Source organism: Streptomyces sp. NPDC001933 (assembly GCF_042890955.1).
Taxonomy (GTDB): Bacteria; Actinomycetota; Actinomycetes; order Streptomycetales; family Streptomycetaceae; genus Streptomyces.
The window spans coordinates 163,898-177,217 of sequence record NZ_JBIASS010000007.1 but is presented as its reverse complement, the minus strand read 5'-3'; the positions used below and the strand labels follow the sequence as shown (position 1 = coordinate 177,217).

Here is a 13,320-nt window from a genome sequence, read left to right as displayed (position 1 = left end):
GTCGACACGTGGCACGCACCCGGCTCACACCCGAGCGCGAGAGCGAGCTGTACGCCGCCGTGCTCGACCTGCTCCGCGAGGTCGGTTACGACGCCCTGACCATGGACGCCGTCGCCGCCCGCACCCGTTCCAGCAAGGCCACCCTCTACCGCCAGTGGGGGAGCAAGCCGGAGCTGGTCGTCAAGGCCCTGCGGCACAACACGCCGGTGTCCCTCGAAGAGATCGACACCGGGTCGTTGCGCGGCGACTTCCGCGCCGCGGTGCACCGTTCCGACGACTGCCAGATGGAGAAGGACTCCGCGCTGATGCGGGGCCTGAGCCATGCCATTCACGAGAATCCCGATCTGCACCAGGCCCTGCGCGACCTGCTGATCGAGCCGGAGATGACCGGCCTCGACCTGCTGCTGCGCCGAGCCGTGGACCGGGGCGAGGTGCGTCCGGACAATCCGGCGCTGAAATACGTCTCGCACATGCTGATCGGCGCTTTCGCCGCCCGGCAGCTGGTCGAGGACCGCTCGGTCGACCAGGCGTTCCTCACCGATTACGTCGAATCCGTGGTCTTCCCCGCCCTCGGAGTCTGACTTCCCGGACCGCCCCGCGCGGTCCGTCCCCGTCGCACCGCCCCCTCCCCAAGCTCCACCTGACACGCCGCTCTCGTCGTCGGGCTGGTTCCTCGCGCCCATTTCCACTCACGACCTGACCCGGGAGTACCCCTCCGTGGCCACATTCCTCTACAAGCTCGGACGGCTCGCCTTCCGGCGCCGCCGCTATGTCGCCCTGATCTGGGTGGCACTGCTGGCGCTCGCCGGAGTCGGCGCGGCCTCCGCGTCCACCGCCACCTCCAGCTCCTTCTCTATTCCGGGTACGGAGGCGCAGCGCGCCTTCGACCTGCTGGAACAGCGCTTCCCCGGGGCCAGTGCCGACGGTGCGAGCGCCCGGGTCGTCTTCAAGGCCCCCGGCGACGAGAAGATGACCGACCCGGCGAACAAGGCCGAGGTGAACAAGGTCATCGGCGAGCTGAAGTCGGGCTCCGACCAGATCGCCTCGGTCACCGACCCGTACACCGCCGGTGCCGTCAGCAAGAACGGCTCCACGGCGTACGTCTCGGTCTCCTACGAGGTCAGCTCGATGGAGCTGACCGACGCGACCCGGGAGGCCCTGGAGGACGCGGGCCACGCGGCGCAGAAGAGCGGGATGACCGTGGAGATCGGCGGTGACGCGCTCATGGTGATCCCGGAGACCGGGGCCACCGAGATCATCGGTGTCGCCATCGCCGCGGTGGTGCTGGTCATCACCTTCGGCTCGCTGATCGCCGCCGGGCTGCCGCTGCTCACCGCCCTGATCGGGGTCGGCATCGGAGTCTCGACGATCACCGCTCTGGCGAACGTGCTGGACCTGGGCTCCACCACATCCATCCTCGCGATGATGATCGGCCTCGCGGTCGGCATCGACTACGCGCTGTTCATCGTCTCCCGCTACCGCGCCGAGCTGGCCGAGGGCCGGGAGTGCGAGGAAGCGGCCGGACGGGCCGTCGGCACGGCCGGTTCCGCGGTCGTCTTCGCCGGTCTCACCGTCGTCATCGCGCTGGTCGGCCTCGCCGTCGTGAACATCCCGATGCTGTCGAAGATGGGCTTCGCCGCGGCCGGCACGGTCGCCATCGCCGTACTCATCGCGCTCACCCTGGTCCCGGCGGTGCTGGGCTTCGCGGGCAAGCGGGTCATGGGACGCAGGACGCGCAAGACCGCCGGGGCGACGGACGGGGCCGGGACCCCGGGCGGGGCCGAGGACAAGCCGAACATGGGCACCCGCTGGGCGCGGTTCGTGCTCCGCAAGCCGGTGTGGGTGCTGCTGGTCGGCGTCATCGGCCTCGGCACGGTCGCCGTACCGGCCACGTCCCTGGAGATGGGCCTGCCCGACGACGGCTCCCAGCCCACCAGCACCACCCAGCGGCGCGCCTACGACCTGCTCTCCGAGGGCTTCGGCCCCGGCTTCAACGGGCCGCTGATGGTCGTCGTCGACACCGCGGACAGCTCCGACGGCAAGGCCGCCGCCAAGCAGGTCTCCGACGAGATCTCCGGCATCAAGGGCGTCGCCGCCGTCACCCCGGCCCAGTTCAACAAGGCCGGCGACACCGCGATGATCACGGTCGTCCCGAAGGACCGGCCGAGCTCCGTCGACACGGAGAACGTGGTCCACTCGATCCGGGACGCGGGCGAGGACATCAAGTCCGACACCGGGGCCGAGGTCCTGGTCACCGGTTCCACCGCGATGAACATCGACTTCTCGCAGAAGATGAACGACGCGCTGCTGCCGTACCTGGCGCTCGTCGTCGGCCTGGCCTTCCTGCTCCTGATGGTGGTCTTCCGCTCGGTGCTGGTGCCGCTGAAGGCGGCCCTGGGCTTCCTGCTCTCGGTCGTCGCGGCCCTGGGCGCGGTCGTTGCGGTCTTCCAGTGGGGCTGGCTCGGCTCGCTCTTCGGGGTGGAGCAGACCGGTCCGATCATGTCGATGATGCCGATCTTCATGGTGGGCGTGGTCTTCGGCCTCGCGATGGACTACGAGGTCTTCCTCGTGACCCGGATGCGCGAGGCGTACGTGCACGGCGAGAAGCCCGGCCAGGCGATCGTCACCGGCTTCCGGCACGGCGCCCGGGTTGTCACGGCCGCGGCCGTGATCATGATGGCGGTCTTCTCCGGCTTCATCGGCTCCAGCGAGCAGATGGTCAAGATGATCGGCTTCTCGCTCGCCATCGCCGTCTTCTTCGACGCGTTCGTGGTCCGGATGGCGATCGTGCCCGCGGTCCTGGCCCTGCTCGGCCACCGCGCCTGGTCGCTGCCGCGCTGGCTGGACCGGATCCTGCCGAACGTGGACGTGGAGGGCGAGGGGCTGCGCGAGCAGCTCGACGAGACGCCCGGAGGTGACACCGGGGGCGAGCGCGAGCTGACCCGGGTCTGAGCCGAGCCGTAAGAGCCTCCGGGGTCCGCGTCCGAGCGGAGCGCGGCCCCGGAAGCGCCGGTTACCTGTGGGGACGGGGGGCCGGGGCGATGACGGAAGCCCCCGTGCGAGCCAGTGGCACGGGGGCTTCCGTCATGCGGGTATTCCGTCAGGCGTGCGTGGGGGGCTTGGTGTTCCCGGCGTGCGTACGGTGCAGAAAGCGGATCAGCGGCGCACTGTCGAACTGCACCACCTCGACGCCGTCCGCCGAGTGGTTCTCCACGACCAGCTGCGTCCGTCCGCAGGGCCACACGCGGATGCCGCCGCGCTCGGTGGGGGCGCGCAGCCCGCCCTCCAGCAGATCGCGGCCGAACGTCCACTCGTCGCCGCCGGGGAAGGCGACGTGGACGGTGCGCGGGTCCTTGTCGGCGTCGTACAGCAGGTCGACCGGGACGGCCGGGAGGTCGTCGGTGTCGTTGACGAGCCAGGCCTCTGCCTGCTCATGGATCACGGGGGGCATGGGACGACTCCTCCTGTGCGTACTGCTTCGTCATCCAATGTCCCATATTTTCCTCAAGGGGCACGGCGGGCGGTCCGGACGCGCAGTTGTGATGCAGTCGCTCTTGCGAGGACTTCGCAACAAGGCCCTATCATTGAGCGGTTCACGACATCTTCACCATCACTGTCATCGTCCGCGGCGACGCTGGACCGCAGGAAGCGGAGCCCCCATGCATGTACCCGACGGATTCATCAACGCGCCCGTCTCCGCCGCCGCCGGAGTCGTCGCCGCGGGTGCGGTCGCCGTCAGCCTGCGGGGTGCCCGGCGCGAGCTGGACGAGCGCACCGCGCCGCTCGCCGGTCTCGTCGCCGCGTTCATCTTCGCCGTGCAGATGCTGAACTTCCCGGTCGCGGCCGGCACCAGCGGGCATCTGCTGGGCGGGGCGCTGGCCGCGATCCTGGTCGGGCCGTACACCGGCGTGCTCTGCGTGACCGTCGTCCTGCTCATGCAGGGCATCCTCTTCGCCGACGGCGGCCTCACCGCGCTCGGCGTGAACGTGCTCGACATGGGCATCGTGACCACCGTCGTCGCGTACGCCCTCTTCCGCGGGCTGCTCGGGGTGCTGCCGAGGACCCGCCGCTCCGTGACCGTCGCGTCCTTCGTCGCCGCCCTGGTCTCCGTACCGGCCGCGGCCTGCGCCTTCACGCTGATCTACTGGATCGGCGGCACCACCGACATCCCGATCGGCAAGGTCTTCACCGCGATGGTCGGGGTCCACGTCCTGATAGGCATCGGCGAGGCCGTGATCACCGCGCTGACCGTCGGCGCCGTCATCGCCGTACGCCCCGACCTGGTGCACGGCGCCCGCGGACTGACCTCCTCGCTCAAGCTCCGGGTCGACGGCGAACTCGTCGACGCCCCCGCCCCGCAGCCGGCCGCCCCGGCCGTCGCCGCCCGGTCCCACCGCGGGATCTGGGCCGCCGGCCTGGTCACCGCCCTCGTCCTGGCGGGCTTCGTCTCCTACTACGCCTCCGCCAACCCGGACGGCCTGGAGAAGGTCGCCGCCGACCAGGGCATCGACAAGAAGACCGAGGAGCACGCGGCCAAGGACTCCCCGCTCGCCGACTACGGCGTCAAGGACGTCTCCGACGCCAGGCTCTCCGGCGGCCTCGCCGGAGTGATCGGCGTCGGCGCCACCATCGTGGTCGGCAGCGGAGTCTTCTACGTGGTCCGTCGCCGTCGCACACCGGACGCCCCCGCGCCCGAGAAGGAATCCGTCTGACATGGGCGCGGGTCACGCGCACAAGCTCTACCGGCACGGCCACTCACCGATCCACGACCTGCCGCCGCACTGCAAGATCGCCGCCGCCTTCTGCTTCGTCGTGGTCGTCGTCTCGACGCCGCGCGAGTCGATGTGGGCGTTCGCGCTGTACGCGGTGCTGCTCGGCGCGGTCGCCGCGTACGCCCGCATCCCGGCGGGCTTCCTGCTCAAGCGGCTGCTCATCGAGGTGCCGTTCGTCGCGTTCGCGCTGCTCATGCCGTTCGTGGTGCCCGGCGAGCAGACCCACGTACTCGGCCTCTCCGTCAGCGTGCCCGGCCTCTGGGGCGCCTGGAACGTCCTCGCCAAGGGCACCCTCGGCGTCGCCGCGTCCGTGCTCCTGGCCTCCACCACCGAACTGCGCTCGCTGCTGCTCGGACTCCAGCGGCTCAAGCTTCCGCCGCTGCTCGTCCAGATCGCCTCCTTCATGATCCGGTACGGCGATGTGATCACCGACGAGATGCGCCGGATGTCCATCGCCCGGCGCTCCCGCGGCTTCGAGGCGCGCGGCGTACGGCAGTGGGGGGTGCTGGCCAAATCGGCGGGCGCCCTGTTCATCCGGTCGTACGAGCGCGGCGAACGCGTCCACCTCGCCATGGTCAGCCGCGGCTACGCCGGCTCCATGCCGGTCATCGACGAGGTGACCGCCTCCCGGACCCAGTGGGCCCACGCCGCCGTACTCCCCGTGCTGGCCCTCGCGATCTGTCTGCTGGGATGGACCCTATGAGCCAGCCCTCGGCCCCCGCGCCGTCCCTGGAAGTCAGCGGCCTCGCCTACGCCTACCCCGACGGCCACCAGGCGCTCTTCGGGGTGGACCTCACGGTCGCCCGGGGCGAACGCGTCGCCCTGCTCGGCCCGAACGGCGCCGGCAAGACCACCCTCGTGCTCCACCTCAACGGCATCCTCGACGCCGGGGCGGGTGCCGTCCGGGTCGCGGGCCTCCCCGTCGAGAAGCGCAACCTCGCCGAGATCCGCCGCCGCGTCGGCATCGTCTTCCAGGACCCCGACGACCAGCTCTTCATGCCCACCGTCCGCGAGGACGTCGCCTTCGGCCCCGCCGCCTCCGGGTTGCGCGGCGCCGAACTGGAGGAACGCGTCACCGAGGCGCTGAAACAGGTCGGCATGGCGGAGTACGCGAACCGGCCGCCGCACCACCTCTCCTTCGGCCAGCGCCGCCGCGTCGCCGTCGCCACCGTCCTCGCCATGCGGCCGGAGATCCTCGTCCTGGACGAGCCGTCCTCCAACCTGGACCCGGCCTCGCGGCGCGAGCTCGCCGACATCCTGCGGTCCCTGGACGTCACCGTGCTCATGGTCACGCACGACCTGCCGTACGCACTGGAGCTCTGCCCGCGCGCGGTGATCCTCAGCGAGGGCGTCATCGCCGCCGACGACCGCACCCAGGACCTGCTCTGCGACGAGAAGCTGATGCGCGAGCACCGCCTGGAACTGCCCTTCGGCTTCGACCCGCGCTCCGTCACGCCGGATGTTCCGCGACTGTGAACATGGGGTGACCCGCCATACCCGCGACCTGCGACGGGATGCACCATGGGGGGATGAGCGGGAGCGCAGGAGCAGGCGTGGACGTACGGGGCACGGTGGCGCCCGGATTCGAACCGGTCCGGGATGCTTTCATCCGTAACTTCGAGCAGCGCGGCGAACGCGGCGCGGCCGTCGCGGTCTACCGGGACGGGCACAAGGTCGTCGACCTCTGGGCCGGTACGAGAGACGTCGACGGCGTCGAACCCTGGGCCGTCGACACCGTGCAGATCGTCCGCTCGGCGGGCAAGGGCATCGCCGCCGCCGTACCGCTGCTGCTGCACCAGCGCGGCCAGCTCGACCTGGACGCCCCCGTCGGCACGTACTGGCCGGAGTTCAAGGCGGCAGGCAAGGAACGCGTACTCGTGCGCCACCTCCTCGCCCACCGGGCCGGCATCCCCGCGCTCGACTGCCCGCTGACCCCCTCCGAAGCGGCCGACGGGACCAGCGGGCCGCAGGCCGTCGCCGCCCAGCGCCCCCAGTGGGAGCCCGGCACCGACCACGGCTACCACGCCCAGACCTACAGCTGGCTCATCGGCGAACTGGTGCGCCGGGTCACCGGCCGCACCGTCGGCCGCTGGATCGCCGAGGAGATCGCCCGCCCGCTCGGCCTGGACTTCTGGTTCGGCCTCCCGGCGGACGAGGCGCACCGGGTGGGCCGGATCGGCCCGGCGGAGCCGCCCGCCGCGGGCGACGGCGGCAACGGCGGCGTCCTGCGGCTGCGCCCCAAGCGCTCGGTCAGCGAGGCCTACCGCGACCCGCAGTCCCTCACTCGCCGCGCCTTCGGGGCCATCGACCCGCTCCCCGACGAGAACGACCCCGGCTACCGGGCGGCCGAACTCCCCGCCTCCAACGGCATCGCCACCGCCCGCGCGCTGGCCCGCTGCTACGCCGCGATGATCGGCCCGGTCGACGGCCACCGCCTGTTCGCCCCGGCCACCCTCACCCTGGCCCGCACCGAGGAGTCGGCGGGCCCCGACCGGGTCCTGGTCGTCAACACCCGCTTCGGCCTCGGCCACATGCTGCACGGCCCGGCGGCCCCGCTGCTCGCCCCCGGCTCCTTCGGCCACCCCGGCCGGGGCGGCTCTCTCGGATTCGCCGACCCCGAATCCGGCATCGCCCTGGGCTATGTGACGAACGGTCTGCAGAAGGGAGTCACCGCCGATCCCCGTGCCCAGGCCCTGGTCAGGGCAGTACGGTCGGCGATATGACTCCTCAAGGCTCTGCTGGTCCGCGGTTCGACGGATACGGCGTACTCATCACCGGCGCGGGCCGGGGCATCGGCGCGGCCACGGCCCGCCGACTGGCCTCGGAGGGCGCCCGCGTCCTGGTCACCGACCTGGACGGCGACCGCGCGGAGCGCACCGCCGCCGCGATACGCGAGGCGGGCGGCACCGCCGAGCCGCTGCCCTGCGACGTGGCCGACCGGGCGGCGGTCGAGGCGGCCGTGGCCCACGCCGTCGCCGCCTTCGGCTCCCTGGACGTGCTGGTGAACAACGCGTACGCCTGCTCCACCGACGCCCCGCTCTTCGAGGACGAGCCGGACGAGGCGTGGCAGCGCGACCTGGACGTCACCCTCACCGGCCCCTACCGCTGCGCCCGCGCCGCCCTCCCGCACCTGGTGGCCTCCGGCCGGGGCGCGATCGTCAACATCGGCTCGGTCAACGGCGAGCAGGACTTCGGCAACCACGGCTACAGCGCGGCCAAGGCGGGCCTGGCCGGCCTGACCCGCACCCTGGCCGGCCACGCGGGCCCGCGCGGCGTACGCGTCAACCTGGTCGCCCCCGGCACCATCCGCACGGACGCCTGGGCGGGCCGCGACGCCGAACTGACCCGGGTGAGCGCCCTCTACCCGCTCGGCCGGGTCGGCGAGCCGGAGGACATCGCGTCCGCCGTCGCCTTCCTCGCCTCGCGCGACGCGGCCTGGATCACGGGGACGACGCTGCGCGTGGACGGCGGACTCACGGCGACGAACTACGGGTTCCGGGACGCGGTTTCGGGAGAGTAGCCGCAGTACCGCTCGGGTCCGCGATGCGGGGCGTCCGCGTCAGCACCCCAGCCGGTACGCCGCCCACCGGTTCGCCGAGTCCAGCAGCCGGCGCGTCCACTCGTTGGGGTGCTCATCCGCCATGTCCTGCCAGTAGCCCCGCAGGGCGACGGCGATCAGATCCAGCTCGCGGGCGGACGCGGTGGACCAGGCCGGGACCTTGGCGGCCCACTGCTCCGCCCCGTACGGGTCGTGCCCGGCGAAGCCGAGCCAGACGACCCAGCACGCCGGGTCGATCCAGGCGGCGCCACGGGTCGCCCACGCCCAGTCGATGACGCGGGCGCCGTCACCTCTGCCGGTGATGTGCACGTTGGTGTAGAACCAGTCGGTGTGCAGCAGCGCCGTACCGGCGAACAGCGCCGCGTCGGCGGGGTCGTCGAGATGGCCGCCGAAGCGCTCCACGGCGTCCTCGGCCTCGGCCCCGGCGCCGGGGTGCGGCAGCTGCCCCAGCGCCGTCAGGGCCTCCACGACCAGGGGCAGATCCGCGGAGCCCGGTGCGTAGTCGGCGCTGCGGCCGGTGAGGTACTCGAAGCCGAGCAGGTCCCAGCCGTCGGTCGTGGTCCGCCACAACACCCTCGGCCCGACCGGGGTGACGTACGGATTGACGGCCGCCTCGCGCCGCTGCGTCCACGCGAGCGGGTGGTCCCGGAGCATTCCCTTGACGAAGACCCGGCCCCCGGCGGTGTCCAGGGTGGCCACGAACTGACTGCTGAACCCGCTCGCGACCGGCTCGACTCTTCTGATCGGTCCGGTCTGTTCGCGGATGGCCGTGTGGACTTCTTCGGGCAGTTCGCCCCAGTTCTTCCTCGGCATGGCGCGGAGTATAGGTGGGGTGCGAAAGGAACGTGACACATCAGGGGCCGGGGGTCACGTTCCCGTGCGAGGGGTGGCCCGCCCCGCCCGCGTCCCGCTCAACTCGCGTGCGGCATCGGCCCGATGCCGACGATCATCGGCCCGGCCGCAGCGATGCACGGGGCGGGCGGCGAACAGGCCGCCCGCCCCGCCCGGGTCCTCAGCCGTTGGCCACGGGGGCGTCGTTGTCCGCCCTGCGCCACAGCCGGTCGGAGCTGGGCTGTGCGATGTTCAGGTGGAGCGTGCCCCAGCTGCCGTCGTTGTACCTGTTCAGGCTGAGGGCGAGGTCCTTGTCGACCATGGGCCGGTACATCCACCAGCCCGTGTAGCTGTCACCGACCTTTTCGGGGTACATGCTCCACTTCTGCAGCCGCGAGCCGTCACAGGTCCGTACGACGACCGTGGTCCCCCGCTGCGGCGTCGCGGCGCTGGGCTGGAGGCACTTGTTCGCGGCCTCGTTCCTGAGAACGACCGTGTAGGTGTTGGGGGCGTCAGCCTGCCAGGCGGACGAGTCACGCTCCCACCGCTCGGTGCTGTAGTTCCACGCGGGGTCGCGCAGGGTGATGGCGGTGGCGCCCTCGCCGGTGCTGTTGTTGAGCAGCGCCAGACGGCTCCCGTCCATCTTGTTGATCAAGTCGGTGTCGGGAGTGGGGGCGGCGGAGGCAGGTGCCGCGCCGGCCGCCGTGACGGCAGCCGCGGCGAGCACGGCCGAGGCGAGAACCCTTGCGGCATGACTGCGCTTGGACATGGGGGTGTCCCTTTCGGTGCATGGATGTCCGCGAGTGCGAGACCTGCGCATCCAAGCAGTCCGGCCCCCCGCCGAAGCGATCGTGCCCGGACGTGCCGGAGCCTTTTCACCCCATCGGTCCCTCCCGCCGGACCGCCCTCCCGAGAGGGCCGCCCGCCGCTCAACTCGTGTGCAGCATCAGCCCGATGCCGACGACCATCAGCCCGGCCGCCGCGATGCGCGGTGCGCCGAACCGCTCCTTGAAGAACAGCGTCCCGATGGCCGCTCCGACGATGATCGACGACTCCCGCAGGGCCGCGATCGGGGCCAGTGCCGCCCGCGTCTGGGCCCACAGGACGAGGCCGTACGCCGTCACCGAAAGCGCCGCACCCAGCAGCCCGCGCGCGGCGAACGGCCGCAGCTGCTCCACGAGTTCGCCCCGGCGCCGGTACAGCGCGTAGGCCGGGATGGCCAGCCCCTCCAGGATCATCAGCCAGGCGATGTAACCGAGCGAGGTGCCCGAGGCGCGCACCCCGACGCCGTCCACCGTGGTGTACCCGGCGATGGCCAGACCGGTCGCGAGGGCGGCCAGCAGGGCCGGCCAGTCGGGGCGCCTGCCGGAACCCCGGATGCCCCAGAGGGCCAGCCCGAGGAGCCCCGCCGACGCCACCGCTACCCCGGCCGTGGCCCAGCCGTCCGGGTGCTCGCCGACGAAGACCGCGGCGAGGACCGTCACCACCAGCGGGGCCGTACCCCGGGCGATCGGATACATCTGCCCGAAGTCGCCCAGGGTGAACGAACGCATCAGCAGCAGCATGTACGCCACATGGAGCCCGGCCGAGACCAGCAGATACGGCCAGGCCCCGGCGGCCGGGAACGGCACGAAGCAGGCGCCGGCCGCGCCGATCAGCAGCCCGCCGCCGGAGATCAGGGTGAAGGAGAGGAGCTGGTCCTTGATCGCGTGCGCGATCGCGTTCCAGCTCGCGTGCGTGACCGCCGCGACCAGGACCGCGAAGGCGACCAGCGGTGTCACTTCGACTGCTCGCGCACGTCCACCACGGTGCCGCCGGCATGCCCGATCAGTGACTTGGGGTCGAGCGGGAAGACGGTGTGCGGGGTGCCCGCCGCCGCCCACATCACGTCGTGGTCCAGCAGTCCGCGGTCGGCCAGCACCCGGGTCCTCGTACGGTGCCCGAAGGGCGGCACGCCCCCGATCGCGTAACCGGTCGTCTCCCGGACCAGTTCGGCCCCGGCCCGCTTGACCTTTCCGGCGCCCAGTTCCGCGCGTACGAGCTCCACGTCGACGCGCGAGGAGCCGTCCATCAGGACCAGCACCGGGACGCCGTCGGCCTCGAAGATCAGGGACTTGACGATCTCGCTGAGCTCGCAGCCGATCGCGGCGGCGGCCTCGGCGGCGGTACGAGTGGCCTCCGGGAACCGGCGGACCTCGACATCGAGGCCCAGCTCCCGCAGGGCCTCGGCGAATCGGGGGTGGGCTTCGGCGGCGGTGGTGTCAGGAGTGCTCATGCCCCGCACGCTAGCGAACGTCGTACGGGGCACGCGACGTGGTTGCGCGCGGGGTCCGTCTCAGGACCCGGCCCGCAGCACCGCCGCCACCACCGGGCCCGCCGCGTCGCCGCCGTGGCCGCCGGCCTGGACGACCGCGGCGGCGGCCAGGTCGTTGCTGAAGCCGGTGAACCAGCTGTTGGACGTGGCCTGGCCGTCCACCTCCGCCGAGCCGGTCTTGGCGCCCTTGTCGCCGCCGACCGAGGCCATCGCGTTCTTGCCGGTTCCCCAACTCGCGGTCTGGCGCATCATGTTGGTGAGCTGCTGGGAGACGTACACGGGCAGGGAGCGGGCGGCGGTGGCGATCGGGCGGCCGTCGAGTTCGCGGTCCACGATGACCGGCTGGCGGAAGGTGCCGGTCCTCGCGGTGGCGGTGATGGAGGCCATGTTGAGGGCGTTCATCTGGACCGTGCCCTGGCCGATGTACTGTGCGGCCGCCTCGCCCTGGGTCTCCTCGGGCACGCTGCCGTCGGAGGAGACGACGCCGGTCTGCCAGTCGAGGCCGATGCCGAAGACCTCGCGGGCCTCCTTGGCGAGCGCCGCGTCGTCCTTCGTGTCGTCGATCAGCTTGATGAAGGCCGTGTTGCAGGACCGGGCGAAGCTGGTCGTCAGGGTGCCGCTGGGGATCGAGAAGTCTTCCAGGTTCTTGAAGGTGCGGCCGTAGTACGTCGCGGTCGGCGGGCACTCGATCTTCTGATCGGCCGAGGCGAGCCCCTTCTCGATCAGCATCGCCGCCGTCACGATCTTCATCGTCGAACCGGGGGCCTGCTTGCCCTGCATCGCCGCGTTGAAGCCGGTGGCCGGGTTGTTGGCGACCGCGCGGATCGCGCCCGTGGACGGCTGGACCGCGACGACGGACGCCTGGCTGAACTTCTTGACGGCCGTCTCGGCCGCCGCCTGGGCATTGGCGTCCAGGGTGGTCCGCAGCTTGCCCGGCCGGCCCTTGGTGAGGGTGAGCAGGGTCTTGTCGGGGCTGCCCGCGTCCGCGCTCTCGATCACGGTCTCGATGCCCGCGGTGCCGCCGGCCTTCTCGCCGTACTTCTCGCGCAGCGCGTCCAGGATCGAGCCCAGCGAGGGGTACTTCTCCTTGGTCAGCGGCCTGCCGTTGCGGTCGACGGCGTCGATCGACGGGGCCGCGGCCTCCCCGGTCCGGAGCGACGCGCCGTCCGTCAGGTCCGGGTGGATCACGGCGGGCGCCCAGTCCACCAGGGGCCTGCCGGTGGTCAGTCCGCGCACCACGGTCAGCTCGGAGGAGTACGACCAGGGCTTGGACCTGCCCTCGAAGGAGACGGTCGCCTTCACCGTGTACGGCACCTTCGCGCCGACCGCCGGGCCCGGGGTGATCACCGCCTCGGTGACATGGGCGGTCTCGCGGTAGCCGGTGAGAGCCGGTCCGGCCTCGGCCGCGTTGTTGGTGAGCTGGGACGCGACGTCCGCGTCGCCGTCCGCCCACGCCTTGAGGAACTTCTTCGACGCGTCGTCGATCTCCGCCTTGGTGACCGGGCCCGTCTTCACCTCGGTGGTGGCGGACTTGCTCTCCGTACCGTCTCCGCCGCCGCCCAGCCCGTCCAGGATGTTGTACGCCCCGTACCCCACCCCGCCGACCACGACCGCGAACACTCCGCCGACTATCGCAACCTTCGCTCCACTGCGCATCGCTGCAGTCCCCCTCCCCAGGAGTCCCCCTTGAACGTGTTCAAGGAGTGCTGCTCGGCACCCTACGGGACCGTAGTGAGGACGGGGGCGGTTGTTATCGGAACGCGATATCTGCCCCGAATCCGATGCCGCGACGCGGCCGGCGGGCAGGCGGCCAAGGGGCAGCCGGCGATGCTCGGTGAGGCCGC

At 71.8% G+C, this 13,320-nt stretch carries 13 protein-coding genes; 7 read left to right on the top strand and 6 right to left on the bottom strand.

Annotation, left to right across the window (positions count from 1 at the left end; all coding sequences use genetic code 11):
• The first annotated feature begins 8 nt into the window (after positions 1 to 8).
• Positions 9 to 581: a TetR/AcrR family transcriptional regulator gene (locus ACFYY7_RS19455; RefSeq protein WP_388662916.1), complete on the top strand. Its 573-nt coding sequence runs from the start codon at positions 9 to 11 to the stop codon at positions 579 to 581.
• A 136-nt stretch (positions 582 to 717) separates the two neighbouring features.
• Positions 718 to 2,952: an MMPL family transporter gene (locus tag ACFYY7_RS19450; protein WP_388662914.1), complete on the top strand. Its 2,235-nt coding sequence runs from the start codon at positions 718 to 720 to the stop codon at positions 2,950 to 2,952.
• Between the two features lie 148 nt (positions 2,953 to 3,100).
• Here ACFYY7_RS19450 and ACFYY7_RS19445 read toward each other — a convergent pair whose 3' ends face one another.
• A complete protein-coding gene (locus ACFYY7_RS19445; protein WP_388662912.1) occupies positions 3,101 to 3,451 on the bottom strand; it encodes an SsgA family sporulation/cell division regulator in 351 nt (116 codons plus the stop codon).
• A 208-nt stretch (positions 3,452 to 3,659) separates the two neighbouring features.
• Here ACFYY7_RS19445 and ACFYY7_RS19440 point away from each other — a divergent pair, with 208 nt between their 5' ends.
• From ACFYY7_RS19440 to ACFYY7_RS19420, 5 genes are all read left to right on the top strand, one after another.
• Positions 3,660 to 4,712: an energy-coupling factor ABC transporter permease gene (locus ACFYY7_RS19440; RefSeq protein WP_388662910.1), complete on the top strand. Its 1,053-nt coding sequence runs from the start codon at positions 3,660 to 3,662 to the stop codon at positions 4,710 to 4,712.
• A gap of 1 nt (position 4,713) precedes the next feature.
• Positions 4,714 to 5,475 (top strand): cobalt ECF transporter T component CbiQ, encoded by a 762-nt coding sequence (cbiQ, locus tag ACFYY7_RS19435; RefSeq protein ID WP_376622784.1) that lies wholly within the window; start codon positions 4,714 to 4,716, stop codon positions 5,473 to 5,475.
• Positions 5,472 to 6,248 carry an energy-coupling factor ABC transporter ATP-binding protein gene (locus ACFYY7_RS19430; protein ID WP_388662908.1) on the top strand — a complete coding sequence of 259 codons (777 nt, stop codon included), beginning with the start codon at positions 5,472 to 5,474 and terminating at the stop codon, positions 6,246 to 6,248. Before cbiQ ends, ACFYY7_RS19430 begins: the two co-directional genes overlap by 4 nt.
• A 77-nt stretch (positions 6,249 to 6,325) precedes the next feature.
• Positions 6,326 to 7,495, top strand: coding sequence for a serine hydrolase domain-containing protein (locus ACFYY7_RS19425; protein ID WP_388663226.1), 1,170 nt, complete (start codon positions 6,326 to 6,328; stop codon positions 7,493 to 7,495).
• Entirely contained in the window at positions 7,492 to 8,292 is an 801-nt protein-coding gene (locus ACFYY7_RS19420; protein ID WP_388662907.1) for an SDR family NAD(P)-dependent oxidoreductase, read from the top strand. Before ACFYY7_RS19425 ends, ACFYY7_RS19420 begins: the two co-directional genes overlap by 4 nt.
• Before the next feature lie 39 nt (positions 8,293 to 8,331).
• On the opposite strand, the gene ACFYY7_RS19415 is transcribed toward ACFYY7_RS19420, so the two are convergent.
• The 5 genes from ACFYY7_RS19415 to ACFYY7_RS19395 form a co-directional block, all read right to left on the bottom strand.
• Positions 8,332 to 9,144 carry an aminoglycoside phosphotransferase gene (locus ACFYY7_RS19415; RefSeq protein ID WP_388662905.1) on the bottom strand — a complete coding sequence of 271 codons (813 nt, stop codon included), beginning with the start codon at positions 9,142 to 9,144 and terminating at the stop codon, positions 8,332 to 8,334.
• Between the two features lie 199 nt (positions 9,145 to 9,343).
• Entirely contained in the window at positions 9,344 to 9,931 is a 588-nt protein-coding gene (locus ACFYY7_RS19410) for an RICIN domain-containing protein (protein WP_388662903.1), read from the bottom strand.
• Between the two features lie 160 nt (positions 9,932 to 10,091).
• On the bottom strand, positions 10,092 to 10,943 hold the full coding sequence (locus ACFYY7_RS19405; protein WP_388662901.1) for an EamA family transporter: 852 nt from the start codon (positions 10,941 to 10,943) through the stop codon (positions 10,092 to 10,094).
• Positions 10,940 to 11,437 carry a YbaK/EbsC family protein gene (locus ACFYY7_RS19400; RefSeq protein WP_388662899.1) on the bottom strand — a complete coding sequence of 166 codons (498 nt, stop codon included), beginning with the start codon at positions 11,435 to 11,437 and terminating at the stop codon, positions 10,940 to 10,942. Before ACFYY7_RS19400 ends, ACFYY7_RS19405 begins: the two co-directional genes overlap by 4 nt.
• Positions 11,438 to 11,497: 60 nt before the next feature.
• The gene (locus ACFYY7_RS19395) at positions 11,498 to 13,132 is read right to left on the bottom strand and encodes a penicillin-binding transpeptidase domain-containing protein (protein WP_388662898.1); all 1,635 of its coding nucleotides are present in this window, start codon (positions 13,130 to 13,132) and stop codon (positions 11,498 to 11,500) included.
• Positions 13,133 to 13,320: the final 188 nt, after the last annotated feature.